Origin of the sequence: Chromohalobacter sp. (genome assembly GCF_039830575.1) — a bacterium.
GTDB classification, from domain to species: Bacteria; Pseudomonadota; Gammaproteobacteria; order Pseudomonadales; family Halomonadaceae; genus Chromohalobacter; species Chromohalobacter israelensis.
The window spans coordinates 244,604-271,030 of the sequence record NZ_JBDOOX010000012.1 but is presented as its reverse complement, the minus strand read 5'-3'; the positions used below and the strand labels follow the sequence as shown (position 1 = coordinate 271,030).

27 protein-coding genes and 1 riboswitch are annotated in these 26,427 nt (G+C 62.3%); of the genes, 4 read left to right on the top strand and 23 right to left on the bottom strand.

Annotated features, from left to right (window positions below):
* Positions 1-185: riboswitch (yybP-ykoY riboswitch) on the bottom strand.
* Between the two features lie 77 nt (positions 186-262).
* Positions 263-1,117 (bottom strand): formyltetrahydrofolate deformylase, encoded by an 855-nt coding sequence (purU, locus tag ABGX75_RS11140; protein WP_043558385.1) that lies wholly within the window; start codon positions 1,115-1,117, stop codon positions 263-265.
* 161 nt (positions 1,118-1,278) lie between these two features.
* Between purU and ABGX75_RS11135 the strand changes: the two genes are divergently transcribed.
* Entirely contained in the window at positions 1,279-2,961 is a 1,683-nt protein-coding gene (locus ABGX75_RS11135) for a ribonuclease J (protein ID WP_347411352.1), read from the top strand.
* Between the two features lie 52 nt (positions 2,962-3,013).
* Here ABGX75_RS11135 and ABGX75_RS11130 read toward each other — a convergent pair whose 3' ends face one another.
* The 10 genes from ABGX75_RS11130 to ABGX75_RS11085 all read right to left on the bottom strand — a co-directional run bounded on the left by ABGX75_RS11130 (position 3,014) and on the right by ABGX75_RS11085 (position 10,755).
* Positions 3,014-3,310: an H-NS histone family protein gene (locus ABGX75_RS11130; protein WP_035412255.1), complete on the bottom strand. Its 297-nt coding sequence runs from the start codon at positions 3,308-3,310 to the stop codon at positions 3,014-3,016.
* Positions 3,311-3,485: 175 nt separating this feature from the next.
* On the bottom strand, positions 3,486-4,475 hold the full coding sequence (gene moaA / locus ABGX75_RS11125; protein ID WP_011507373.1) for a GTP 3',8-cyclase MoaA: 990 nt from the start codon (positions 4,473-4,475) through the stop codon (positions 3,486-3,488).
* A complete protein-coding gene (gene moaE / locus ABGX75_RS11120) occupies positions 4,472-4,930 on the bottom strand; it encodes a molybdopterin synthase catalytic subunit MoaE (protein ID WP_128690857.1) in 459 nt (152 codons plus the stop codon). The genes moaA and moaE overlap by 4 nt, the downstream gene beginning before the upstream one ends.
* 10 nt (positions 4,931-4,940) lie before the next feature.
* A complete protein-coding gene (gene moaC, locus ABGX75_RS11115; RefSeq protein WP_110061182.1) occupies positions 4,941-5,729 on the bottom strand; it encodes a cyclic pyranopterin monophosphate synthase MoaC in 789 nt (262 codons plus the stop codon).
* On the bottom strand, positions 5,726-6,985 hold the full coding sequence (locus tag ABGX75_RS11110) for a bifunctional molybdopterin-guanine dinucleotide biosynthesis adaptor protein MobB/molybdopterin molybdotransferase MoeA (protein ID WP_347411351.1): 1,260 nt from the start codon (positions 6,983-6,985) through the stop codon (positions 5,726-5,728). Before ABGX75_RS11110 ends, moaC begins: the two co-directional genes overlap by 4 nt.
* A complete protein-coding gene (gene mobB, locus ABGX75_RS11105) occupies positions 6,982-7,548 on the bottom strand; it encodes a molybdopterin-guanine dinucleotide biosynthesis protein B (protein WP_347411350.1) in 567 nt (188 codons plus the stop codon). The genes ABGX75_RS11110 and mobB overlap by 4 nt, the downstream gene beginning before the upstream one ends.
* 194 nt (positions 7,549-7,742) lie before the next feature.
* On the bottom strand, positions 7,743-8,342 hold the full coding sequence (gene mobA, locus ABGX75_RS11100; RefSeq protein ID WP_035412242.1) for a molybdenum cofactor guanylyltransferase MobA: 600 nt from the start codon (positions 8,340-8,342) through the stop codon (positions 7,743-7,745).
* A 96-nt stretch (positions 8,343-8,438) separates the two neighbouring features.
* Entirely contained in the window at positions 8,439-9,188 is a 750-nt protein-coding gene (locus tag ABGX75_RS11095; RefSeq protein WP_347411349.1) for an energy-coupling factor ABC transporter ATP-binding protein, read from the bottom strand.
* Positions 9,181-9,888 carry an ABC transporter permease gene (locus ABGX75_RS11090; RefSeq protein WP_110061187.1) on the bottom strand — a complete coding sequence of 236 codons (708 nt, stop codon included), beginning with the start codon at positions 9,886-9,888 and terminating at the stop codon, positions 9,181-9,183. The genes ABGX75_RS11095 and ABGX75_RS11090 overlap by 8 nt, the downstream gene beginning before the upstream one ends.
* Positions 9,889-9,909: 21 nt before the next feature.
* Entirely contained in the window at positions 9,910-10,755 is an 846-nt protein-coding gene (locus ABGX75_RS11085; RefSeq protein ID WP_110061188.1) for a substrate-binding domain-containing protein, read from the bottom strand.
* A 205-nt stretch (positions 10,756-10,960) separates the two neighbouring features.
* Between ABGX75_RS11085 and ABGX75_RS11080 the strand changes: the two genes are divergently transcribed.
* The 3 genes from ABGX75_RS11080 to ABGX75_RS11070 all read left to right on the top strand — a co-directional run bounded on the left by ABGX75_RS11080 (position 10,961) and on the right by ABGX75_RS11070 (position 15,067).
* Positions 10,961-12,322, top strand: a complete 1,362-nt coding sequence (locus ABGX75_RS11080) for a sigma-54 dependent transcriptional regulator (RefSeq protein ID WP_347411348.1) — start codon at positions 10,961-10,963, stop codon at positions 12,320-12,322.
* A complete protein-coding gene (locus tag ABGX75_RS11075) occupies positions 12,319-14,418 on the top strand; it encodes a cache domain-containing protein (protein ID WP_347411347.1) in 2,100 nt (699 codons plus the stop codon). Before ABGX75_RS11080 ends, ABGX75_RS11075 begins: the two co-directional genes overlap by 4 nt.
* A gap of 61 nt (positions 14,419-14,479) precedes the next feature.
* Positions 14,480-15,067, top strand: a complete 588-nt coding sequence (locus ABGX75_RS11070; RefSeq protein WP_011507384.1) for a cupin domain-containing protein — start codon at positions 14,480-14,482, stop codon at positions 15,065-15,067.
* A gap of 24 nt (positions 15,068-15,091) precedes the next feature.
* On the opposite strand, the gene ABGX75_RS11065 is transcribed toward ABGX75_RS11070, so the two are convergent.
* The 12 genes from ABGX75_RS11065 to ABGX75_RS11010 all read right to left on the bottom strand — a co-directional run bounded on the left by ABGX75_RS11065 (position 15,092) and on the right by ABGX75_RS11010 (position 26,410).
* Positions 15,092-16,330 (bottom strand): uracil-xanthine permease family protein, encoded by a 1,239-nt coding sequence (locus tag ABGX75_RS11065; protein ID WP_011507385.1) that lies wholly within the window; start codon positions 16,328-16,330, stop codon positions 15,092-15,094.
* Positions 16,331-16,685: 355 nt separating this feature from the next.
* Positions 16,686-18,428: an ABC transporter substrate-binding protein gene (locus tag ABGX75_RS11060; protein WP_347411346.1), complete on the bottom strand. Its 1,743-nt coding sequence runs from the start codon at positions 18,426-18,428 to the stop codon at positions 16,686-16,688.
* A gap of 58 nt (positions 18,429-18,486) precedes the next feature.
* Positions 18,487-18,759 (bottom strand): DUF2160 domain-containing protein, encoded by a 273-nt coding sequence (locus ABGX75_RS11055; RefSeq protein WP_011507387.1) that lies wholly within the window; start codon positions 18,757-18,759, stop codon positions 18,487-18,489.
* A 13-nt stretch (positions 18,760-18,772) separates the two neighbouring features.
* Entirely contained in the window at positions 18,773-19,666 is an 894-nt protein-coding gene (locus tag ABGX75_RS11050; RefSeq protein ID WP_035412225.1) for a carbohydrate ABC transporter permease, read from the bottom strand.
* Between the two features lies 1 nt (position 19,667).
* Positions 19,668-20,546, bottom strand: coding sequence for a sugar ABC transporter permease (locus tag ABGX75_RS11045; protein WP_035412222.1), 879 nt, complete (start codon positions 20,544-20,546; stop codon positions 19,668-19,670).
* Positions 20,539-21,639 carry an ABC transporter ATP-binding protein gene (locus ABGX75_RS11040; protein ID WP_035412219.1) on the bottom strand — a complete coding sequence of 367 codons (1,101 nt, stop codon included), beginning with the start codon at positions 21,637-21,639 and terminating at the stop codon, positions 20,539-20,541. Before ABGX75_RS11040 ends, ABGX75_RS11045 begins: the two co-directional genes overlap by 8 nt.
* 1 nt (position 21,640) lies before the next feature.
* Positions 21,641-22,729, bottom strand: coding sequence for an ABC transporter ATP-binding protein (locus tag ABGX75_RS11035; protein ID WP_347411345.1), 1,089 nt, complete (start codon positions 22,727-22,729; stop codon positions 21,641-21,643).
* 360 nt (positions 22,730-23,089) lie between these two features.
* Complete coding sequence (gene upp, locus ABGX75_RS11030) at positions 23,090-23,719, bottom strand: uracil phosphoribosyltransferase (protein WP_035412214.1); 630 nt, start codon at positions 23,717-23,719, stop codon at positions 23,090-23,092.
* Positions 23,720-23,869: 150 nt separating this feature from the next.
* Positions 23,870-24,559, bottom strand: a complete 690-nt coding sequence (gene ung, locus ABGX75_RS11025; RefSeq protein WP_035412211.1) for a uracil-DNA glycosylase — start codon at positions 24,557-24,559, stop codon at positions 23,870-23,872.
* A gap of 32 nt (positions 24,560-24,591) precedes the next feature.
* Complete coding sequence (gpt, locus tag ABGX75_RS11020) at positions 24,592-25,080, bottom strand: xanthine phosphoribosyltransferase (protein ID WP_011507394.1); 489 nt, start codon at positions 25,078-25,080, stop codon at positions 24,592-24,594.
* A 57-nt stretch (positions 25,081-25,137) separates the two neighbouring features.
* Positions 25,138-25,683, bottom strand: coding sequence for an adenine phosphoribosyltransferase (locus ABGX75_RS11015; protein ID WP_011507395.1), 546 nt, complete (start codon positions 25,681-25,683; stop codon positions 25,138-25,140).
* Between the two features lie 112 nt (positions 25,684-25,795).
* A complete protein-coding gene (locus tag ABGX75_RS11010; protein WP_035412207.1) occupies positions 25,796-26,410 on the bottom strand; it encodes a riboflavin synthase in 615 nt (204 codons plus the stop codon).
* Positions 26,411-26,427 lie beyond the last annotated feature (17 nt).

Sequence of the window (26,427 nt, the reverse complement as noted above, 5' to 3'; positions counted from 1 at the left end):
CACGGCGCCGGCGAGTCACGATCAGAACACCTCGCTGCCGGCACCGGAAGCGGGTGTTCTGAGTCTCGTCAGGCCCGGAGGCTGTTTGCGCCATGGCCGAGATGGCCAAAGGTGTTGACGCAAACCTTTCATTGCATGCGCGAAGAGGCGCGAAACGCCCCGTCGGCGGGAAAGAGACTACTCCCTCAAAACGGGGCGCATCATACCGGCTGCCACGCGCCATGCCAAGCCGCCGGCACACCGCATACACCGCATACACCGCTCAGGCGAAGACGACCGTCTTGTTGCCGTGGATCAACACTCGATCCTGCAGGTGCCAGCGCAGGCCACGCGCCAGCACCGCCTTCTCGACGTCGCGCCCCAGACGCACCAGGTCATCGGCGGTATGGCAGTGCGTCACGCGCTGGATGTCCTGCTCGATGATCGGACCGGCATCGAGTTCCTCGGTGACATAGTGACAGGTGGCGCCGATCAGCTTGACGCCGCGCTCGTAGGCCTGGTGATACGGCTTGGCACCAGCGAAGGAAGGCAGAAAGCTATGGTGGATATTGATCACACGCCCCGCGTAACGCTGGCACAGGTTGGGCGGCAGGATCTGCATGTAGCGCGCCAGCACCACGGCATCCGCGCGAGCTTCTTCGACCAGTGCTTCGACACGCGCGAACGCTGCCGCCTTGTCGTGCGGCTCGACCGGGACATGATAGAAAGGAATGCCGTGCCACTCGACCAAGGGGCGCAGCGATTCATGATTGGAAATCACGCAGGGAATGTCGCAATCGAGTTCACCGGCATTCCAGCGATACAACAGGTCGACCAGGCAATGCGAGGCACGCGATGCCATCAGCACGACCCGCTTGCGCCGCGCGGTATCGCTCAATGCCCACTCCATCGAGAACTCGTCGGCAATGGCGGCGAAATCATCGCGCAGCGCCTCGATATCCAGCGCCAGCGATTCGGCCTTGATTTCGTAACGCATGAAAAACCGTCCGGTAACCAGATCCGAATGCTGATTGGCCTCGGTGATCCAGCCGCCATGGCCGGCGATGTAACTGGACACGCGAGAGACGATGCCCACGCGGTCGGGGCACGAGACGATAAGACGATACGAATGGGACATGCGAGCTACCATCAATCCTGAAATAAGGTGGCGATACGCGCTAGGACATATCGCCGAAGGGCGCCTATTGTAGCGGATTCATCACCGACAAGAAGCCTCGATTGTGGGCACGCCGACGCATCACGTATAGTAACGGGTCATGCCCACGATTAAGGATGACGATGTCCCAGCCACGCATCCAGGTTCGCGCCCGTCGAAAGCCTCCCCTGCATATGCTGCCGCTCGGTGGTTGCGGTGAAATCGGCATGAATTTCACGCTTTACGGCCACCAGGATCATTGGATCGTCGTCGATTGCGGCATGATGATTCGCCAGGATCTCCCGCAGGCACCGCTTCAGGTTCCCAACGTGGACATGCTGGCGTCGCAGAACATCGTTCCCCGGGCCATCGTCGTGACGCACGGGCATGAAGATCATATCGGCGCGATCGCCTGGCTCTGGCCCCGCTGGCAATGCCCCGTGCATGCCACGCCCCTCGCCGCCGGCTTGCTGCGCCTGCGTTTTGCCGAGCAGCAATTGCCCACCAGCGCCATCCAGGTCATCACGCCCGGTGACGCCATGGAAAGCGGACCGTTCGACATTCGCTTCCTGCCGCTGCCGCACTCGATTCCCGAAAGCTGCGCGCTGCTGCTGACGACGCCCCAGCACCGGATATTGCACACCGGCGACTGGAAGCTCGACCCCGAACCTCTGATCGGCAAGCCGGCATCCCCTCAACGCTTCCAGGCGCTTGCCCCGGTCGATCTGGTGGTCGGCGACTCCACCAATGCCCCCGTTCCCGGTCACTCGCGCAGCGAGGGTGAGGTCGCGCGCGCCCTGGAGACCACGATAGGCGCATGCCCGGGACGCGTGATCGTCAGCTGCTTTGCCAGCAACCTGGCGCGAATCCTGGCGCTGGGGCGCGCCGCGCATGCCTGCGGACGGCGCGTGAGCCTGATGGGACGCTCGATGGAACGCATGGTGGGCGTCGCACGCGGGCTCGGCTACCTGGAGGACTTTCCGCCGCTGGTGCCGGTACGCGATCTCGGCTACCTGCCGCCCGAGGAAGTGCTGGTCATCGCCACCGGCAGTCAGGGAGAACCCCGTGCCGCGCTTTCGCGGCTCGCGCAGGGGCGGCATGCCGATTTCGAATTGCACCCCGGCGACAGCGTGATCTTTTCGGCCAAGGCAATCCCGGGCAACGAACTGCTCATCGAACGCCTGCAGGCCGGCCTGAAGCGTGCCAAGGTCACGATTTTCGACGAACGCAGCCACCCCGAACTGCATGCCTCGGGACACCCCGCACAAGCGGAATTGCGCCGTTTTTACGAATGGGTCAAGCCTCGACGCCTGCTGCCCGTGCATGGCGAGCAGCAACATCAACAGGCCCATCGTGCGCTGGCGGAATCGCTGGGCATCGAGGTGCCCTGGATTCCCCGCAACGGCGATATGCTACGTCTCGACGCCGAGGGCCTCCACTGCGAGTCACGTCACTCGCTGGCGCCGCACATCGTCACGCAGAACCGCATTCACCCCCTGGAAGGACTGCGTGCCCCCGAGGCCTCGAGCATGCATCGACGCAGCGGGATTCTGAGCCTGACCCTGCCGGTCGTTCGCCAATCCACTGGATGGGTACGGATCGGACGACTGCTCTGGGATACCAGCCACGACCTGCCTCTGGACGACGTGGCCCTCGCCGACTGGGTCGACGAGCAGCTCGCAGGCCACGACGCGGATACCATCGTCACCTTGCGCCAGCGATTGCATGGCCCCTTGATGCACTGGCTGGGCGACCATCTGCGCCATCTTCCCGACGTGCACCTGCACATCATGGCCGCGGAAGGCGATACCGTTTACGAGACCTGACGCCTCATGAAAAAACGGACCCGAAGGTCCGTTTGCTCATGCAAGACGCCGGTTACTGCTGGCGCTCTTTATCCTTCTTCGGCGGACGACCGCGACGCTTGCGAGGCTGTTCGGACATCAGATCATCCAGAGAAAGTCCCGCATCGTTCATCGCTTCACGGATTTCCGCAAGCTTGCGTTCTTTCGCCGCCTCTTCGGCCTGACGTTTCTGATCTTCCTGCTGCTTCTGTTCGATCACTTCACCGATGACTTCCGACAGCTTGTGGAGCTGTTCCATGCTGAGCTGTCGCGCAGCGGCGCGAGCCACGTTTTTATTTCGCGCAATGCGCTCCAGGGTTTCAGTGGACATTCGCCTCCTCCATTTAAAATAACCAACCTGAAGCATAACGCTTCGGGTTTTTGAAAAGTATATGACGCGAACTTGGTTTAGCAAGAAAATAATGCAGTCGACGCAAGCCGAGTCTTATACTTTTATCGTCAGGAGGCGTAATACGCTACCGCGAATAATCGCATCACGCAAAACATTACCCACCCGTCATATTCATGAACCGCACAATATCGACATCGCCATCGGTACGGAAATGGTGGCGTTCCGGTTTGAGCGGCATCGCCTCGACGATACGCTGCTTGAGACGCGCCATATCGCCGGGATAACGACGCATGACCTCACGCAGATCGACCGAATGCTCATTGCCGAGACACAACAACAAGCGCCCTTCGACGGTGACGCGAACCCGGTTGCAGGTATCGCAGAAATTGTGACTATGCGGCGAGATGAAGCCAACACGCGAGTCGCTGTCCGGCATCCGGAAGTATCGGGATGGACCCAGAGTATTCTCGGTGGTCGGCATCAGAGGATAACGCTGCTCGACGGTGGATTTCACATCGTCGCTGGAATAAAAGGTTTCGCCACGCGAGTGGTCGGATACATCGCCAAGCGGCATCTCTTCGATGAAGCTGATATCCACGCCTTCTCGACGCGCGAAATCGACCAGATCCAGCACCTCATCGTCGTTACGGCCCTTGAGCATGACCGCATTGAGCTTGATCCGCTCGAACCCCGCATCGCGTGCCGCGCGGATACCTGCGACGACATGCTCCAGGTTGCCCGTGCGCGTCAGCTGACGGAAGCGCTCGGGATCGAGCGAGTCGATGCTGATGTTGAGGCGCTGGAGCCCCCCTTCGCGCAATGCCTTGGCGTGCTTCACCAGGCCCGCGCCATTGGTGGTCATGGCGAAGTCCTTGAGTCCCGGCAACGCACCGATACGCCCCACCAGATCATCGATGCCGCGCCGTACCAGAGGCTCGCCGCCGGTGAGGCGAATCTTTTCCACCCCCAGCTCGACGAATGCACGCGCGACCTGCTCGATTTCCTCGAGCGTCAATACCTGGGCACGCGGTAGAAACGTCATGTCCTCGCTCATGCAGTACACACAGCGAAAATCGCAACGGTCCGTCACCGAAATGCGCACATAGCGAATACGGCGCTGGAAGTTGTCGATCAGCTCGGTCATGTAGCCTCCCAACGGGCTGCGTCCTGCGCATCGCTATCACGTGCCGACACCCAGTACGTCCCGCTTGCGGTATGTTCTTTCTTCCAGAATGGCGCACGTGTCTTGAGGTAGTCCATGAGAAAATCACAGGCCTCGAACGCCGCGCGTCGATGCGCGCTGGCCACCATGGCCAGCACGATCGGGTCGCCAGGCGACAAGCGCCCGATGCGATGCACGATGCGTATGCCGTCAAGGGGCCAGCGCGCCGTTGCCTGTCGAGCGATATCGTGCAGGGCAGCTTCGGTCATGCCGGGGTAATGTTCCAGTGACAAGGCTTCGACATCCGGGCGTTCGTTGAAGTCCCGTACCAGGCCGGTAAAGGTCACCACGGCGCCGATATCGTGCCGCCCTGCCAGCAAGCGCTGCTGCTCTTCGCCGACGTCGAACACCGCCGACTGTACGCGTACCTCGATCATACCGTTCTCCTCAACCACCGGTGACCGGCGGAAAGAACGCCACCTCGTCCCCTTCGGAAAGCAGCGATGTATCATGCGCCATGGCCTGATTGACGGCGCAGAGAATGCGCGCTTCCGACAACGCCGCGAAGCGTGAGTCCTGCGCCTGAAGCGCAGCCTTGAGGCTGGCGACATCGCGCTTATCCAGCGTCTCGACAGGCACCTCGATATCAGCGACATCCAGCCGCTCGCGCAATTCGGCGAGAAACTTCACGCGGATCGAAGCCGGTTCGCTCGCGGCCGACGGCAAGGTCACGGGGGCTTCCGGCGGCAATGGTGCCACGTCGCTGTCGCGATGCCATTCGCCGGACTTTCCACCGATCTTGTGTTCCAGCCTGACCGCTTCGATGGTCATGTCCTTGTCCACCGCCTTGCACATGTCGTAAAGCGTCAGGCACGCCACCGACACTGCCGTCAATGCTTCCATTTCCACGCCGGTACGACCGGCCAGACGACAACGCGATTCGACATGGACGCACGAGGCCGCTTCATCGAGGCGAAAGTCGACACTGACCTTGGACAGCATCAGCACATGGCACAAGGGAATCAGCTCATGCGTACGCTTGGCGGCCTGGATGCCCGCAATACGCGCGGTGGCCAGCACATCCCCTTTCGGCAGGCCACCCTCGGCCAGCATGGCAAGCGTTTCCGGGCGCATGACGATACGCCCCGATGCCACGGCTTCACGCTGGGTTTCGGCCTTGTCGCCGACATCCACCATATGGGCTTCGCCCCGAGCATTGAGATGGGTCAGACTCATGTCAAATCACCAAACGGTTGAATCGTTACCGGGGCGCCGACATCCACGGTGGCGCACTCGGCGGAAATTTCGATCAGACAGTTGGCGGCCACCATCGAGCTGAGAATGCCCGACCCCTGGCGGCCGGTGGTGTTCACCCATAACCGTCCCGCCTCGTCACTGGCATAGATGCCGCGATGGAAATCGACACGACCCTCGCGGCTTTTCAGAGATTCGCCCGCCAACGCCGTGAGCCGAGCAGGCTGCCAGGCGTGCTCGCCCTGCATGCGTCGCAACATGGGCTGCACGAATTGCAGGAATGTCACCATCACCGCCACGGGGTTGCCGGGCAAGCCGAAAAACGGCACCGGCGCTCCCGCCTCGCGCCGGATCCGGCCGAACGCCAGCGGCCGCCCCGGGCGCATGGCGATGCGCCACAATCCCAGCTCACCGATGGCCTCCAGTGCCGGCTTGACCCAATCGGCCTGCCCGACCGACACGCCACCGCTGGTCATCACCATGTCCGCATCCCGGGCCGCCGTGGCGAGCGCCCACCGCATGGTCTCGAGATCGTCGCGGAGAATGCCGAGGTCGATGACCTCGCACCCCAGCCGCTCCAGCAACCCGCGCAGCGAGAAGCGATTGGTATCGTAGATGCCCGCGGCCGGCAATGCCTCTCCCGGCGCGGTCACCTCGTCGCCGGTGGAAAACACCGCCACACGCAACGGCCGGAACAACGAGACATCGGCCAGGCCCAGCGAGGCCAGCAGCCCCAGATGCTGCGGTCGCAGCCGCGTGCCTGCCGCCAGCGCCAGCTGACCGCGGGCGAGATCCTCTCCGGCCCGGCGCACGTTCTGCGCCCGCCGCACCCGCTCGGGATGCTCGATACGCACCCGTGACGCGGCGCTCGTCGCGAGCTGCTCGTTCATGATGACGGTATCCGCCCCGTCGGGAAGCGGCGCACCGGTGGTGATACGCACCGCCTGTCCGGCTGCCAGCCGAGCCTCGAAGCGGGTGCCGGCCAGCACCTCGCCCACCACCGTCACCTCGGTCGGTGGCGCCTCGGGCCATGCCAGCGCAATGCCGTCCATGGCCGCGTTGGTGTTCTGCGGGACATCGATCGGTGACACGACATCCGCCGCCAGTACACCGCCCAGCGCCGACGACAGCGGTACGCGGTGGCATGCCACGGCGGGCGGCGTCATCGCCGCCAGTGCGCCGAGCGTCTCGTCGACGTCGAGCATGCGCTCACCCAGTTCGAAACAGGACAGGGTCATGTCGCCTCCCGGGGGCCTCGGCGCATCGCCGGCCAGCGCTCCCGCCATGCCTGCAGCCACGCGACGAGCGCCGCGTGATCGTCCAGGGGCAGGCGTTCGACACCCGTCGGCAGCGCCACGTCGTCCGGGGTCGCCACCGCACGAACCCAGACATCATCCGGCGCCATGAGCGGCTTCCCCAATGCGCGCCGATGCAGCTCCAGCTTGGGCAGTGGCCATGCCTTGAAGCCTTCCACCAGAATCAGGTCCGGCGACAAGGGCAAGACATGGGAAACCAGCGTGGCCAGGTCCGCCTCTTCCTGCTCGGGCGTTTCCATCATCAAGGCAAAACGCTTGCCCGAGGCGACGAGCATCGGTGCCGCCCCGGCCTGGCGCAGTCGATGACTGTCCTTGCCGGGCTGGTCGACGTCGAAGGCATGGTGGGCATGCTTGATCACCGCGACGTGCATGCCGGCGGCGGACAGCCTGGGCAACAACGCTTCCAGCAGGGTCGTCTTTCCCGTACCGCTCCAGGCGGCAATTCCCAATAGCGGCGTCTCCAGCGTCTCGAGCGATAGCGTCATCGCGTCTCGTCATCCTCGTGTCGGTGCATTGCGGCAGGCGTGGCAACCGCGGTTCGGTGGGCGTCTCCGCCAGCGTCGGCAACAGAACATGGGCAGCAGAAAGCACAGGCAACAAACGTGCCGACACGAGGTCGGCGATACGCGCCTGACGCGCGACATGACATGAAAAATTCCGCCATCTTGCATGCCTCGGGTCAAAATGACCCACCCGAACGCCATTGCCGCTCCATATCGTCACGGTCTCCCGGCGAATTGAGATTGGCAAATGCCTGAGGTTGATCGGAAAAATCGACGTGACACCATGGATGACGCGCGTACCAGCGGTCTATCTTGCGCTCGCCCGCCTGCAGGGCATCCGCGAGGTCATCGCGCAGCGAGGTGTCGATCAGGGCCACCACCGGGTGCGCTCGCTGACCGTCGTGCGCGACCGCGATGCGCCGCGATCCCAGATGCGCGTACAGACGCGTCACCAGATCGACAGGCAGTACCGGCGAATCGCAGGGCACCACCAATGTCCAGGGCGTCTCCACGGCACAGAGCGCGCTCCAGATCCCCATCAGCGGCCCATGATACCCCGCCTCGCGGTCGGTCACGAGCGGGTATCCCAGGGTGCGGTAACGCGCCAGGCTGCGGTTGGCGTTGATCGCGATACGCTCGACCTGGGGAGCCAGGCGCGCCAGGACATGCTCGATCAGCGGTCGCCCGGCGACCGGTTCCCATCCCTTGTCGCGTCCGCCCATGCGCCGCCCTTCACCGCCCGCCAGGATCACGGCCGTCACTTCATCGTCGCGCATGTCATTACTCCTGCTGGATTCGATCTCCCACCATCATACTCGGCTTTACCCCGGACACCGAATCAGCGCACCCGACATGCCTTCGCCTCTGCTCGCTCAAGCCGGCAACGGCGCCTCACGGGTCGCCACGCCCAGACGCTGATGGGCAATATACCAGTGTTCGTCGCAGCGCTCGGTCAACTCGCTGGGCTGATGCGCACTGAGGACGACGGCGCAACCGGACGCATGCAGCGCGCCGACGAGAGCCGCAACATCGCGAACGGCCTGGCGATCGAGACTGGCGGTGGGCTCGTCGAGAAGCAGCACGCGCGGCGACAGCAACCAGGCGCGAGCCAGGGCCAGACGCATGCGCTCACCGCCGGACAAGGAGCGTGCCCGCTGCCTGGCATGCTCGGCCAGGCCACAGCGCTCGAGCATCTCGTCGATCCGCCGGTGCATCGCCTCGCCACGCCAGCCGTTCCAACGGGCGATGTAATGCAGATTGCCGGCCACCGTGGTATCGAAGAGATAGGGCTGCTGATGAAGGTAGAGCAGGCGCCCGGGACAGGGCGGAGGCTGTGCGGGCGCATCGTCGAGCGACCAGCGCACCGTTCCCTGACGCGGCACCTCCAGCCCCGCCAGCAAGCGCATCAAGGTCGTCTTGCCACTGCCGTTGTCTCCCTGCAGATGCACGAGCGATTCTCCGCGCCACCTCAAGTGGGGGATTTCCCACAACGCCGGCTGTCGCCCGAACCCATGGGCGAGATGGCATACCTCGAGCATCGACTCTCCTTTCGTCTTCTTCGACGCCTTGCGTTCGGCGGCATCCTGCATGCACCGCCCCGTCTGCGCGGACAGCTCAGACACTCACGGTCTGCTGCCCTCGCCCTCGCATGACGCCCAGCAGCACATTGAGCAACAACGCCAGCAACAGAAGCACCAGCCCCAGGGCCAGCCCCTGGGCAAACTCGCCCTTGAGCGTTTCCAGTGCGATGGCGGTCGTGATGGTTCGGGTGAAGTGCTCGATGTTGCCGCCGATCATCACGGCGCTGCCCACCTCGGCGATGATCCGCCCGAAGGCCGCCAGCAAGGCGGCAATGACGCCGAAGCGTGCCTCCCGAATCAGCATCCACAAGGCCTGGAACCAGCTCGCCCCCAAAAGGCGGGCCGTCTCCCAGGCACGCTGATCGAGACTCTGGAACGTGCTGTGCAGCATGGCCGTCAGGATCGGCATGGCCAGCAGGATCTGACCGACGATCATGGCTCTTTGCGTGAACAGCAGCCGCAGCTCTCCCAGCGGCCCACTGCGTGACAACAGCATGAACAGGACCAATCCCACCACCACGGTGGGAACGGCCATCAAGGTGTTGACCACCGAGATCGCCAGCCAGCGCCCCGGAAACGAGACGCGTGCCAGCAGCAGCGCCAGCAGCAGCGAGGGAGGCAACGACACCAGGATCGCCGTCAGCGATACCCGGAACGAGACGCCGATGATTTCCCACAGCGCGGGGTCGAACGAGACCAGGAGCCGCAACGCCTCTCCGGCCGTTACCATGAGTTCATCCATCGACGCCTCCGGGTGGCCTGGTTATTCCTGGTCAGCGACGCTTTCCGGATCGACGTCCTCTCCGGCGCTGGCATGGAACAGCACCTTGCCGTTGAGTCGGAAATCATCGATCAGTGACTGACCTTCATCGGACACCAACCATTCGGCAAGCGCCCGCGCGCCCTGGGTATTGAGACCATCATAGCGTTCGGGATTGACCAGGATGACCTGGTAGGGATTGAACAGCTGCGTATCGCCCTCGACCATGATCTCGAGGTCGAGCTTGTCCTGCATCGCCAGCCAGGTGCCACGATCGGTCAGCGTGTAGCCCTGCAGTTCGCTGGCCATCTTCAGCACTTCCCCCATGCCTTGTCCGGCGGCACGGAAGCCATCGAAGTCGGGCGTCACGCCGGCTTGCTCCCACAGGATCTTCTCTTTCTTGTCGGTGCCAGAGTCGTCACCGCGCGAGACGAAAAGCGCCTCGTCCTCGGCAAGCGTGGCAAATGCCTGAGTGGCATCATCGCCCCCGGCGATCCCGGCAGGGTCATCGGAAGGCCCCACGATCACGAAGTCGTTGTACATCACTCCGTGCGGTTCGACGCCATAGCCGGCATCGACGAAGGCTTTTTCCGCAGCGGGAGCGTGCGTCAACACCAGGTCGACGTCCCCATCGCGCCCCAGGCGCAGCGCCTTGCCGGTGCCCACCGGAATGACCTGGATCTGGTAGGGATGATCGGCTTCGAACTTGGGCAGCAGATAGTCGAGCAGGCCGGAATTGTAGGTACTGGTCGTGGTTGCCAGCCGCACGGTGTCGGCTGCCTGGGCCACTGACACCAGCAGACAGGAGAGCGCCAGGGCAGCGATCAGCGAGAGTCGACGTTTCAGCATGGGAACTCCTCGGTCATGTGCTTTCAGGAACTGCCCGAGTCTTCTTGCAAGTGGCATGCCTGACGTGACCCATCGCGATAAAACGGCGACAATTGCCGGATTGCATCGCGCCTTTTACCATGAAAATAATCTTGCCGCGCGCCAAGTGTAACAAATTGACCCAATGACGAGACATACTGTCCCGTCGCGCAGGGAAACGTCACCCATGACCGCATCCACCGAATTGCCTACCGCCTCCGTGTTGATCGTCGATGACGAGCCCGGCATGCGCAGCTATCTGAGCAAGGCGCTGGCATCACGATTCGCGCTGATCGAAACCGCCGATTCGCTCACTGCGGCGGAAGCCCTGCGTCAGCGGCTGCACTTCGATCTGCTGCTGGTCGACATCCGGCTCCCCGACCGCTCCGGCATCGAGTGGCACGAGGCACTCGGCCCCGAGCGGCGCAGCGACATCATTTTCATGACGGCCTACGCCGATCTCGACATTGCGGTGAAGGCATTACGCGCCGGCGCCAGCGACTTCATCATCAAGCCGTTCCGGCTGGAACAGCTGCAAAGCGCCGTCGATCGCTGCCTGGCCCAGCGCCGACTGGCACGCGAGAACTTCGTTCTCAAGCGCGAGGCGCAACGTCTGCACAGTCCCGACGAGAGCATGATCGGCGACAGTCAGGCCATGGCACGGGTCAGGACGATCATCGAGCGCGTGGCGCCTACTCCCTCGGCGGTCTTGATCTATGGCGAGTCGGGCACCGGCAAGGAGCTCGTGGCCCGCGATCTGCATCGCCTGTCGGGACGTTTCGGCGCCTTCGTACCGCTAAACTGCGGCGCCATCGCCGGCGACTTGCTGGAATCGGAGCTGTTCGGACACACCAGGGGCGCGTTCACCGGCGCGGTGAAGACCCGTGAAGGGCTGTTCACCTATGCCGACGGTGGCACTCTCTTCCTCGACGAAATCGCCGAAATGCCGCTGGCCATGCAGGCCAAGCTGTTGCGAGTGCTCGAAAGCAAGCGCATCCGTCCGGTGGGCAGCGAGCAGGAACAGCCGGTGGATGTTCGCATCGTCGCGGCCACGCATCGCAACCTGCAGCATGAAGTCAACGAGGGCCGCTTTCGCGAGGACCTGTATTTTCGCCTCAACGTGCTGACACTACCGTTGCCGGCGTTGCGCGAACGTCCCGAAGACATACCCGCTCTGGCACATCATTTCTCGCGACAGTTGTCCCGCGACCTGGGACTCGACGCCCTGCCGTGGCAGCATGCCGACCTCGAGCGCCTGACGCATTATTCCTGGCCGGGCAACATCCGCGAGCTCAAGAACTTCATCGAACGCTGCATCCTGCTCGGCCAATTGCCGAGCGACATGTTCGACGATGCCGTCGTTGCCGAAACCGACCTCAACGCCGACGGCTACCCCACGGACTGGACTCTGGACGCCGTCGAACGGGCGCATATCCTCAACGTGCTGGACGCGCACGCCAACAACAAGTCCAGTGCCGCTCGCGCGCTCGGCGTGTCGCGCAAGACGCTCGATCGCAAGCTCACCGCCTGGCAAGACCTCGACGCATGAACAGCCTGCGCCGCTGGTTGCGCGCCTCGATCCGTCGCCGCCTGCTATGGCTGGCCTTCGCGCCGCTGGTCCTGCTAGCATTGGCGCTCGCCGGGCTCACCGCCTACTGGACCTCCACGTACAACGACCGCCAGCTGTACATGAAGGTCCGTGCCGACCTGGCCGTCGCCTCACGCGTGCTAGACAGCTTGAGTCAGCAACAGCAGGCACGCCTGGAAGAACTCGCGCGCAGTCATGCCCTGGCCTCGTCACTGCAAGGGGATGGCACGCAATCGCTCGATGCCCTGCTCGATGAAACCCAGCGTGCGATGCAACTGGACTGGCTCCGCGTGGTTTCCCCCGACATGCTCGATGGCGACCCGCAGTTGCAACGCCGCCTGCAACCGCCCGATGACGGCAGCGGCATTTCCGGTCTGGACGTGCTCAGTGCCTCACGGCTCGAGGCACTGGCACCGGGTCTGGCCGAGCGCGCACGCCTGCCGCTGCGCGAGACCCCGCAGGCAGCCCCGAGCGAACGACGGCATGAAACGCGCGGCATGGTGCTGCGCACGCTGACGCCCTTGCGTGACGCCCAGGGCCATCTGCGCCTGCTGCTGGACGGTGGCCGCCTGCTCAATGGCGACGCCGGGCCGGTCGACGAGATTCGCGACCTGGTCTACGGACCCGGCACGCTGCCCGAGGGCACCACGGGCAGCGTGACCCTGTTTCTCGACGATGTGCGCATCGCTACCAACGTGCGCCTGGCCAACGGCGAGCGCGCCCTGGGCACTCGCGTCTCGCAGCCCGTCAGCGAGCAGGTGCTGGCGCGCGGCGAACGCTTCATCGACAACGCCTTCGTGGTCAGCGGGTGGTACGTGGCGGCCTATGCGCCCCTTGCCTCGCTGACCGGTCAACGCATCGGCATGATCTACGCCGGCTTCCCCCTGACGCCGTACCAGCGTCTGTACCGCGAAACGCTGCTCCAGATCGGCGGCGTCCTGGCCGTGATCATGCTGATCTCCGGCTTGATGGTGATTCGCGGCGTGGATACCCTCGCCAGCCCCGTGCGCCGGATGCACCGCGTGATTCACGGCATCCGTGAAGGCCGTCAGTTGCGTATCGGGCATCTCGACAGCCAGGACGAACTGGCCGAGCTGGCGCAGGAATTCGATGCCATGCTCGACCGGCTGGACGAACACCAGCATGCCCTGGAACGCGCCGCCCAGACACTCGAGCGTCGCGTTCAGAGCCGCACGCACTCGCTGACCGAAAAAACCCGCGCGCTCGAGGAGCACGTGGCCTTGCTCAAGCAGGCACGGGCCAGCCTCATGACCCAGGAAAAGCTCGCGGCCCTGGGCGAATTGACCGCCGGCATCGCGCACGAGATCAACAATCCCGCGGCGGTGATACTCGGGCACGTGGAACTCATTGCCGATACGCTGGGGCCCGACGTGGCCCCGGTACGCGACGAGGTGGACACCATCATCGCGCAGGTCGAACGCATCCGCGCGCTGATCGACAATCTGCTGCAATACTCGCGCGCCGGCGGCGGTCAGGAACCGGCGTTCCGCGCCGAGGACATCAATGCCATCGCCGCGGACACCGAAGTCCTCGTCCGCCACGCGCTCGACAAGCATGGTCACCGGCTGGTGAGCGCCCTGCATGCCACGCGGCCGGTCGAATGTCATCGTGGTCAGTTGCAGCAAGTGTTGATCAACCTGCTGCTCAACGCCGCCCAGGCCAGCACCGCGCCGGTGACCATTCACCTCGTCACGCGCGACAGCGTGCGCGAGGTGCCGGGACGCGGCGACCTCGACGGCGTGGAAATCCGCGTCGCCGATCCGGGACCGGGCATGTCCGAGGCAGTCCGCCAGCGCATCTTCGACCCGTTCTTCACCACCCGCGAGGCCGGCTCCGGCCTGGGCCTGGCGATCAGTGCCGGCATCGTGCGTCGCAGCGGGGGGGACATAGGTGTCGCCTCGAGGCCTGGCCGCGGCACGATCTTCCATGTCTGGCTGCCATGCCGGGCAGCACCCAGCGGCGCAGAGGAGGCCACGACCCGCAAGTTGCTCGACTCTCTCAGCGATGCCACCGCGCCATCGTCACGCGGCAGTTAAGCTTCGCGCGCCGCCCCGCTATCATGGCCCGCAACGTCTCACAGCATGCCAAGGAACCTTCATGAGTGGATTCGACGTCGGTGCACGTCTCAAGCAGTTGCGCAAGTTGCGTGACCTTTCGCAACGCGAGTTGGCCAAACGCGCCGGCGTGACCAACAGCACCATCTCTCTCATCGAACAGAACAACGTCAGCCCCTCGGTCAGTTCGCTGAAGAAGATTCTCGATGCCATGCCGGTCTCGATCAGCGAGTTTTTTGCCGGCGAAGAGACCAGCCCGCAAGAAAAATTCTTCTATCGTGCCGAGGAGCTCACCGAGATCGGCGACGGCAATCTTTCCTGGCGCCTGGTGGCGGCGCGTCATCCCAGTCGAGGCATGTCGATCATCCACGAACATTACCCGCCCGGCGCCGATACCGGCGAGGAAATGCTCGAGCACGAAGGGGAAGAAGGCGGCGTCGTCATCGCTGGCAGCATCGAGCTCACCGTGAACGGCGATACGCAATGCCTGCATGCGGGCGATGCCTACTATTTCGACTCCCGCCTGCCCCACCGCTTCCGCAACCCCGGCGATGGCGACTGCGTCATCGTCAGTGCCAACACGCCGCCGGGATTCTCGGAGGGCGGCGCCAGCACGCACCATCGCCGTTGACCGTGCCTGACGGCCGCGTTCGCCTTACTCGTGGGTGGCGGCGGGCGGCAGTACCCAGTTGAGGACGATGCCGACCAGGGCGGCCAGGCTCACGCCCTGCAGGGCGTATTCGCCACTGCCGAGCTGCATGCCACCGATACCGAACACCAGGATCAACGACACCACGACCAGGTTGCGCGGCGCCGTCAATGACTGCCCGCCGCGTACCAGGGAATTCATCCCCACCACGGCGATGGAGCCGAACAGCAACGTCATGATGCCTCCCATCACCGGCGTGGGAATGGTCTGCAGCAACATGCCCAGCTTGGAGACGAAGGCCAGCACGATGGCCGTGCAAGCCGCGACGATCATGATCACGGGATTGAAGTTGCGGGTCAGCGTCACCGCCCCGGTCACTTCCGAGTACGTGGTGTTGGGCGGCCCCCCGAACAATGCCGCCACCGCAGTGGCCAGACCGTCGCCCAGCAAGGTCCGCTGCAGACCGGGCTTCTCCAGATAATTGCGACGCGTCACCGAACCGATCGCGACCATGTCGCCGATGTGCTCGATCACCGGCGCGATGGCCACCGGAATCATGAACAGGATCGCCGCGAGATTGAAGGTCGGGGCCACGAAATCCGGCAACGCCAGCCAGGCGGCGTCGTGCACCGGCGAGAGATCGATCACGCCCATCGCCAGACCCAGTGCATAGCCGACCACGATCCCGCCCATGATCGGAATCAGACGGATCAGGCCGCGCCCGAATACCGCCAGCACCAGGGTGACCAGCAGACTGACCATCGACAGCGTGATGGCCTGGCCATAGCCCATGTCGCTGTTCTGTCCGGTGGCCATGTCCACCGCGACCGGCGCCAGGGCCAGACCGATCACCATGATCACCGGCCCCACCACGACCGAGGGCAACAGGCGATGCAGCCAGGCCGTCCCCTTCAAGCGCACGATCTGCGAGATTGCCACGTACACCAGCCCGGCCACGAACAGGCCACCCAATGTGGCAGGAATGCCGTAGCTGGCCACCGACCCTTGAATGGGCGCGATGAAGGCGAACGACGATGCCAGGAACACCGGAATGCTGCGCTGGGTGACGAACTGAAAGAGCAGCGTGCCGATGCCCGCCGTGAACAAGGCCACGCTGGGATCCAATCCCGTCAGCAAGGGCACCAGCACCAGCGCACCGAAGGCCACGAACAGCATCTGCGCCCCCGTGATCAAGGTGCGTAGCGGGGTGTCGGTCGGCATTGTTGCCGTATCGTCGGTGGTCATCGGGAGACTCCTGGCATTGGGGGGAGAAGCGCACGCGCGGCATTCTAGCAACCCTGGTCGTTGAATCGCAGCCTGGTCAGCCAGGTGTGACGCAACCAGCGGCGAACCACCGTTTTCCATGCCGTCGTGGCCGTCCCACGAACGACTGGACGCGTGGCACGCATACCGAAGAGCTGACCGGGCCCTGCCATTACGGCGCCATCCGGATGAATACGCTCCCCTTCCAAGCAAAGGGCCCCGCTCGATACACATCGAGCGGGGCCTCAGCCTCGTTCAGACAACCGTCGGCACGAACTTGAGCAACCCCGGCAATAGCCGGGGCGACGGCGGGCGGATCAGTTGATCCGCCCCGTCATCATTCGCGAGAACCGGCGGCCATCCACGCCTCCATCATTTCGTCATAGGGAACCGTCTTGCCCTGCGGCATCTCGTCGTCGAGCTTCGGTTTCGGCGAACCCGGCTGATCGAGCCAGTACTGCGGATCACGCTCCTCGTTCAGGTTGGGCGCATAGGTATCGAAGACCTTGGCCCGCGCCAGGCGCGCCATGATGTTGTCGAGATCCCTCGCCAGGTTGTCGAGCGCCTCCTTGGGCGAGATATCGCCACTGACCGCCGGCGACAGGTTCTGCCACCACAGCGGCGCCATGCGCGGGTAGTCCGGCACGTTGGTGGAGGACGGCGTCCAGTTGGATTCGTTCGGGCTACGATAGAATTCCACCAGACCGCCCAGCTTGGGAGCCATCTCGGTCATCTGTTCGGAGAAGATGTCCGATTCGCGGATCGGCGTCAGTCCCGCCATCAGCTTTTCCAGCGACACTGTCTTGGAGACGGTGAACTGGGCGAACAGCCAGGCAGCCGTGCGACGATCCTCGGGCGTCGAGTCGAAGAAGGTCCAGGCCCCCACGTCTTGATAACCGACCTTCATGCCCTCTTCCCAGTAAGGTCCCGTCGGGGACGGCGCCATGCGCCACTTGGGGTTGCCCTCTTCATCGGTGACCGGCAGTCCAGGGTCGGTCATGTCGGCCGTGAAAGCGGTGTACCAGAAGATCTGCTGCGCGACATTGCCCTGGGCCGGCACGGGGCCAGCTTCGCCAAAGGTCATGCCGCTGGCTTCGGGTGGGGCATACTTGTCGAGCCAATCGACCATCTTGGTGACGGCGAACACCGAGGCCGGCGAATTGGTGGCCCCGCCACGCGACACGCTGGCCCCGACCGGCTGGCTCTGCTCGTTGACGCGAATCCCCCAGTCGTCCACCGGGTTGCCGAACGGCACGCCGGGGCTGCCCATGCCCGCCATGGAGAGCCAGGAGTCGTGGAAACGCCAGCCCAGCGAGGGATCGCGACGACCGTAGTCCATGTGGCCATAGACCTTCTCGCCATCGATCTCGCCAACATGCTCGGTGAAGAACTCGGCGATGTCTTCGTAGGCGGTCCAGTTGGTCGGCACGCCCAGGTCGTAGCCATAGAGCTCACGGAACTGCTTCTGCAGATCCTCGCGCTGGAACCAGTCGTAGCGGAACCAGTAGAGGTTGGCGAACTGCTGGGTCGGCAATTGATAGACGCTGCCATCCGGGCCGGTGCCATACTGCAGGCCGATGAAGTCATCGAGATCCAGGGTCGGCAACGTATAGTCGGCCCACTCGTTTTTCATGGCGTCGGAAAGGTTGATGGTGGTGCCGTAGCGAATGTGCGTACCGATGGAGTCGGTATCGTTGACGTAGCCGTCATAGATATTGCGACCCGACTGCATCTGGGTCTGCATGTTGTTGACGACGTCCCCCTCGCCGATGATGTTGTGCGTCACCTCGATACCCGTCAGCTCGGTGAACGCTTCGGCCAGCACGTCACGCTCGTAGATATGCGTGGTCAAGCCTTCCGCCACCGTGTTGATCTCCATGCCTCTAAAAGGCTCGGCCGCCTTGGCGAACCACATCAATTCCTCGATTTGCTCTTCGCGCGTCAGCGTCGACTCCTGGAAGTGCTCATCGACCAGCCGCTCGGCGATGGCGCGAGTATCTTGATCATCGGCGTGCAGTCCCCCGCTTGCCAGCATCACGCCAGCAGCGAGTAGAGAGAGTCGCATTGTTTTATATTTCATATTGACCTCGTGGTTTTGTTGTCGTCCCGTCCTGGACATTTCACTCCATGCATTACCTTTATCCCCAGCGCATCAGTATCAACAACCACAGCACCGACACGCCAAGAGCCAGCCAAATACTGAACGGTGTAAACCCGATCACTATCAAGTGAATATAGGCAGCCGACAGCAGCGCGATGAAAAGGCGGTCACCACGCGTCGTCGAGATTGGCAAGAAGCCCTTGCGCTCGATGGTCGGCGAAACGACTTCCCATGCCGTCATACCGGCGAGCAGGGCCGCGATCACGGCAAAGAAGATTGTGGTGGGCGTGGTCCAGACCATCCAGTCCATGTCACCGTCCTCCTCAGGTACGGCCCAGGGCAAAGCCCTTGGCAATGTGATTGCGTACGAAGTAGACCACTATGATGCCGGGCAGAATGGTCAAGGCACCGGCGGCAGCCAATGTCCCCCAATCGATCCCCGAGGCTCCCTTGGTCTGGGTCATCACCGACGCGATGGGCTGGGCGCCTGTGGAAGTAAGCGTGCTCGCCAGAAGCAGTTCCACCCAGGAGAACATGAACAGGAAAAACAAGGTGACCCCGATTCCCGAACTGATCATGGGGATGAATATCTTTATGAAAAAACGTGGAAAGCTGTAGCCATCGATAAAGGCTGTCTCGTCAATCTCCTTGGGCACCCCGCTCATGAATCCCTCCAGAATCCATACGGCCAGCGGGATGTTAAACAAGCAATGTGCCAACGCGACCGCCACGTGCGTATCGAACAACCCGACGGTGTAGTAAAGCTGGAAGTACGGCAGTAAGAACACGGCCGGCGGCGCCATCAGGTTGGTCAACAGCCAGAAGAACAAATGCTTGTCGCCTATGAACTGATAGCGACTGAAGGCATAAGCAGCCGGCAACGCCACCGCGATGCTGATCACCATGTTCATCAACACATAGATAATCGAGTTCACGTACCCCATGTACCAACTGGATTCGGTCAGAATCTTGGCATAGTGCTCGACAGTGAAGTTCTCGGGCCACAAGGTCAGTCCACCGAGAATCTCGGCGTTGGACTGAAAGGACATGTTCAGCAGCCAATAGATCGGCAGCAGCACGAATACGAGATAGGCTGTCATCAGCCCCCGGCGACGCCACTGCCGAGAAGCCGGACGGGCCCTGCGACGCCGTCGATTGTCGGCTTCCGCCGCGCGCTGGCGCACGGCATCAGGCGTTGTGGGTGATGTGTGGCTCATGTCATGCCCCCTTGTTGTCATCTTTTTGCATGTTCATGATCGCGGTGTAGAACACCCAGGTGACCAGCAGAATGATCAGGAAATAGATCAGCGAGAAGGCGGCGGAGGGACCGAGATCCTGCTGACCGATGGCCATGGTGGTCAGCGACTGGCTAAGGAAGGTGGTTGAGCTGCCAGGGCCGCCACCAGTGAGCACGAAGGGCTCGGCATAGATCATGAAGGAATGCATGAAGCGCAACAGCACGCCGATCACCAGGACATTGGTCAGCTTGGGCAGTTGAATGTAGCGAAAGACGGACCATTTCGATGCACGGTCGATGCGCGCTGCTTGATAGTAGGCGTCGGGGATCGAGCGCAACCCGCTGTAACAGAGCAATGCGATCAGCGGCGTCCAGTGCCAGACATCCATCAGGATGATCGTTGCCCAGGCATCCACTGGGCTCGCCGTGATGTTATAGCCATACCCAAGCTCTCGCAGGCTCCATCCCATCAAGCCGATATCGCCTCGGGTGAACAGCTGCCAGATGCTTCCCACCACATTCCAGGGAATCAAGAGCGGCATGGTGACCAGAATGAGAACCACCGACGCCTGCCATCCCCGCTTGGGCATGAGCAGGGCAATGCCGATCCCCAGTGGTACCTCGATAGCCAGGATGGTCAGCGAAAACGCAAACTGGCGAAGCAGTGCCCCCTGCAGCATGGGATCGTTGAGCATTTTCACGAACCACTCGGTGCCCGTGAAAAAACGCGTGTGGGCGTCGAAAACGTCTTGCACCGAATAATTCACCACCGTCATCAGCGGGATGATCGCCGAGAAGGCCACCAGCAGGAGCATCGGCAGGATCAACCACCAGGCGCGGTTGTTGTAGACTTTATTCATGAGGAAGCTCCACCCGGTAGTCATCGACATATAACCCGATCTTCTCGCTCGGGAAGCGTAGCCAGGCTTTATCGACCGGCGTTATCTGATCCTCCTCGACACGCGCCTTCAGCGAGATCCCACCGAGTGAGGCATACACGATCGAATAGGTCCCCAGATCCTGGGCATGCTCCACCTTCACTTCCATGCCGTCCTCGACCGGTTCCTGGTGCACCTCGATGAACTCCGGGCGAATTCCCAGCTTGACGTTGTCAGAGGTGGCACGCGCGATGCCGTCGTGAACTCTATTGTCGACTAAAAGCTGCGCCTCCCCGGAAAATACCTTGCCATCACGTACCGTGACGTCTAGAAAATTCATTCCCGGGCTACCGATGAAGTAGCCGACAAAGGTGTGGTTTGGCGTCTCGAACAACTCTCGGGGGGTGCCGAACTGCACGACCTGCCCTTCGTACATCACGGCTATCATGTCAGCGAACGTCGACGCCTCTAGCTGGTCGTGAGTCACATAGACCATCGTGATGCGGAAGCGATGGTGAATTTCCTTGAGCTTGCGCCGCAACTTCCACTTGAGCTGGGGGTCGATGACCGTCAGCGGCTCATCAAACAGGATCGCCGACACATCATCGCGTACCAGGCCTCGCCCCATGGAAACTTTCTGCTTCTCATCGGCACTCAAATTCTTGGCCTTGCGCTTGAGCTGGGACGTCAACTCCAGTACATCGGCCACTTCCATGACGCGTTCATGAACACGAGCTTCCGGCGTTTTCATGTTACGCAGTGGAAATGCCAGGTTGTCGTATACCGTCATGGTGTCGTAAATGACAGGAAACTGAAAAACCTGGGCAATATTGCGTTCTTCTGGCGGCAACGAGTTGACAACCTTGCCATCGAAGAGCACCTCGCCGTTCGATGGCTCAAGTAGCCCCGAAATGATATTGAGCATGGTCGACTTGCCACACCCCGAAGGGCCAAGCAGCGCATAGGCACCGCCCTGATGCCAGACATGATTCATCTCGCGTATGGCATAATCCTGTGGTTCTGCGGGATTCTTCGAGTAACTATGCGCCAGGGACTTGAGCGTGATCTCGGCCATGTCAGACTCCTCCCAGGTGCGCCGGGATATGTGCCACTCCGCCATCGCGGTCGAAGACATACAATTTATGTACCGAGAAATAGAGCGTGACTGGCGCATCAACGTCAAACTCGTGCACGCCTTCGAGGTGTACCGTCATGTAAAAATGCTCGTTATGCACATGCAGAAAAGTCTCCGAACCACTGATTTCAGCCAGATCGACTGTCATGGCAACTTCGATGTCGTTCGGGGTCCGGGGAGCCAGGGAAATATGCGAGGCACGAATGCCAAACCGATATTCCCCCTGTTTTAAATGTCGCAGGTCGTCTCCGATGGAAAAGTGGAGGCTGTCCCCGAAGCTGATTTTCGTACTCGAGATAAAACCCTTGACGACATTGATGGGGGGTTCCGAGAACATCTCGGCGGCTTTGATGTCACGCGGACGATGATAGACCTCGTCGGTGCGTCCATATTGCAGAAGCCTGCCTTCATGCAGCACTGCCGTATTGCCGCCCAGAGCAAGGGCTTCGGCAGGCTCGGTAGTGGCATAGACGGCTATGCATTTGCGTTCACTGAATACGGCGCGCAGTTCCTCGCGAAATTCCTCACGAAGCTTGTAGTCCAGATTGACCAGCGGCTCGTCGAACAGCACCACATCGGCATCCTTGACCAGAGCGCGCCCCATGGCCGTGCGCTGCTGCTGACCACCGGAAAGCTCCAGAGGCAAACGATCGAGAAAGGGCTCCATGTGCAGCATTTCGGCGATGCTTCGCACTCGCCGATCCAGCTCGGCACGCCCGACCCTGGCAAGACGCAGGGGGGAGGCAATGTTCTCGTACACCGTCAGGCCTGGGTAGTTGATGAACTGCTGATAGACCATGGAGACATTACGATGACGCACGGAGCGCCCCGTGACGTCCTCTCCATTCATCAGAACCCGCCCCCGGGTCGGCATGTCCAGCCCCGCCATCAAGCGCATCAGCGTGGTTTTACCTGCCAGCGTCCGGCCCAGCAGGACATTGAAGGATCCCGGCTCGAGCGTCAGGTTCATGTCGGCAATATATGTCTCGCCGCCGACAACCCGATCGATGTTTTCTAGGGTCAATGACATACGGATCTCGGCTGTTATTCGTTATGAGACCACGCGGCGTAGGCGTGTGAAATCACGTTAGTCGAGATTCGAATTCAGACACAAATGTTATTTATCGAAAATGACGCCCGGCGCCATCGACGACACGTCCCGATACCAGCAATCTCTTGTTTTTACTAAAAAAAGGATCTGAGTAGAACTTTTGTCTACTTCATGGAGAAAAACGGCATTCGGCGCTTTCCGAGGGAGGAGAAATCATCTTTTCGCTTTCGAACATCAAAGGACTGCATCGACAGCCCTGCTTCCTGGGGGGAACGTGAAGATGAGGGGAAGGAATCCACGCCCGCCTCGGCGCTGCCGATTCGGGCGTGTCGACACATGTCAGCGCGTGCCGAAGATCTTGTCGCCAGCATCCCCGAGCCCAGGGACGATATAACCGTTCTCGTCGAGGCGTTCATCGATGGACGCGGTATAGATTTCGACGTCCGGGTAAGCCTCCTGCACCCGAGCAATCCCCTCCGGCGCGGCCACCAGCACGATGACTTTCACCAGCGGGCATCCCCGTGCCTTGAGCATGTCCAGAGTCGCCACCATCGAGCCTCCGGTGGCCAGCATGGGGTCGATGACGATCGCCAGACGCTCGTCGAGGTCGCCGACGAACTTTTCGAAATACGGCACCGGCTCCAGCGTCTCTTCGTTGCGATACAACCCGACGACACTGACACGCGCACTGGGAATCAGATCGGTCACGCCGTCGAGCATGCCCAGACCGGCGCGCAGGATGGGCACTACCGTCACCTTCTTGCCCTTGAGCAACTCGACCTCGAGCATCTCGCCGCTCCACCCCGGAATCTCGGTCTTCTGGGTCTCGAGATCCTGTGTCGCTTCGTAGGTCAGCAGCTTGGCGACTTCGCTGGCAAGTTCACGAAAGCTCTTGGTGCTGATGCCGGCTTCGCGCATCAGGCCCAGCTTGTGCTTGACCAGGGGGTGTTGAATGGCATGAATGCTCATGTCGGGGGGTATCCTTTCGGCGATGACGAGCCGGACCTCACTCGCCCCGGCTGGGGAATGGCAGCGGCAGAGACGTGGGACGATCCGGATTTGCGCGTATTCTAGCGCGCCAGGGAGCGCGGGTTAAGGGCAGCACGGGTCCTGCTTGCGTCATCCCTCGGGCTGCATCGGCAATTGCCAGTCGATGCCTTGCCGGCCGCGAGCGCTCAAGAAGGCATTGGCCTGGGAAAAATGCCGCTGACCGAAGAAACCGCGATGCGCCGACAGCGGCGAGGGATGCGGTGCATGCAGCACCAGATGTTTCTGACGGTCGACGAACGCGGCTTTCTTCTGGGCATAGCTGCCCCACAGCAGAAAGACCACGCCTTCGCATTGTTCGTTGACCACCTGGATCGCACGGTCAGTGAAGGTCTCCCACCCCTGGCCGCGATGAGCGCCGGCATTGCCCTGTTCCACGGTGAGTACGCTGTTGAGCAGCAACACGCCCTGTCGCGCCCAGGTTTCGAGAAAACCGTGCGGCACCGGCGTCACATCCACGTCCTGGGCCAACTCCTTGTAGATGTTCTGCAGCGAGGGCGGCGCAGGAATGCCCGGGCGTACCGAAAAGCACAACCCGTGCGCCTGGTGAGGCCCGTGGTACGGATCCTGGCCCAGAATCACCACGCGCACCTGATCCAGCGGGGTCAATTCGAAGGCGCGGAACCAGTGTGCGGAATGCGGGTAGATGACCTTGCGCGCGGCTTTTTCACGCGCCAGGAAATCACGTAACGCCTGCATGTAAGGCGCATCGAACTCGGGGCCAAGATGATGCTGCCAACTGTCCGGCAAGACCTGTGACATCGCGGAACTTCCTTGCCTCTGACGGTGGATGATCACGAATCGCGCGAACGCACCTGATCGACCAGCGGCTCGACATAGGCGACGCCCATGTCCCACGGGAACTGGATCCAGCAGTCCTGCGCCACTTCGGTCAGATACTGATCGACCAGAGGACGTCCCTCGGGTTTGGCATAAACGGTCACGAAATGCGCCTCGGGCAGCATCTCGCGCACCGCGCGTGCGGTGTTGCCGGTATCCACGAGATCATCGACCAGCAACCAGCCCGCGCCGTCGTGATCGATCCCCTTCATGACCTGCAGACCACCTTGATCCTGGTGCTCATAGCTCTTGATGCACACGGTATCGACCAGGCGCACGTTGAGCTCGCGGGCGATGAGGGCGGCGGGGATCAATCCGCCGCGGGTGATCGCGACGATGCCCTGAAAGTCGCGTTCGACGAGCTGGTGACACAAGGCACGCACATCGCGATGCAGCTGGTCCCAGGAAACGGTGAATTGCTGATGGTAACGGTCGATACTCATGGGTAGGCCACACGGAAGCGTAAGGAAACCGGCGGGACGCGATGCGCCCCGCGTGCGTCATTCGTTTTCGGTAAAGGTGCACACCGCGAATACACCGTGGCCGGCATCGCGAATCTTCTGCGCGCCACCCAGTTCGGGCAGGTCGATGATGGTCGCGGTCTCGACGACCTGGCCGCCGCTGCGCTGGATCAGCGAGGCCGCGGCCAGCATGGTACCGCCGGTGGCGATCAAATCGTCCATCACCAGGATCCGGTCGCCTTCGCGGAAGGCATCGGAATGCAGCTCGACGGTGGAAGCGCCGTATTCCAGCGTATAGGTTTCACTGATGGTCTTGAACGGCAGCTTGCCTTTCTTGCGCACCGGCACGAAGCTGCAGCCCAGCTCATAGGCGACCGGCGCGCCGATGATGAAACCGCGCGCATCGATCGCGGCGATCGCATCCAGGTTCAGTTCCTGATAGCGGTGCACGAAACTGTCGATGAGCTTGCGGAAAGCGGCGCTGTTCTGCAGCACCGGCGTGATGTCACGGAAATTGACGCCCGGCTGGGGCCAATCGGGAACGGTACGAATGACCGATTTGATGTAATCGCCATAAATGCTCATCTGAGGCTCCATCAGCAATGCTCGCGACTCGCGCCGCGACGGGCAGCGGACAAAGCCGCAAATGGTACCCAATGCCAGGCCAGGAATCGAGAGCGCATGACCGCGCGTTCGTTCATTCGCTGCGACGCGATGCCAGCACCCGCTCCACCGTCTCGACGATCGCCTGGGTCTGCGGGTCGATCTCGACGTTCACCCGCTCGCCCAGCACGCGCTCGCCCAGAGTCGTGCGCGACAGGGTCTCGGGAATCAAGTCGACGCAGAAGCGTGCGCCATCGACGGCACCGATGGTCAAACTGATGCCATCGACGCCAATATAGCCTTTCTCGAACAGAAAGCGCGCGTGCACCTCCGGCACCGCGAACCACAGACGGCGGTTGTTGGGCGCCTCGTCCAGTTCATCCAGTACCGCCTGGCAGAGGATGTGCCCCGACATGGCATGGCCGCCGACTTCATCGCCGACGCGGGCCGCGCGTTCGAGATTGACGCGATCACCCACTTCCAGGGCGCCCAGATTGGTCAGCCGCAGGGTTTCGCGCATCAGGTCGAACGCCACCCGGTTGCCGTCGATATGGGTCACGGACAGGCAGCAGCCGTTGTGCGCCACCGAGGCACCGGTCTGCAACCCCTGAACCATTTCCTCCGGAAACGCCACCACGTGGCGGCGGAACTGCGTCGCCTCCTCCACGGCCACCAACGTTCCCACTCCCTGCACGATACCGGTAAACATCTCGACTCCTATCCCAA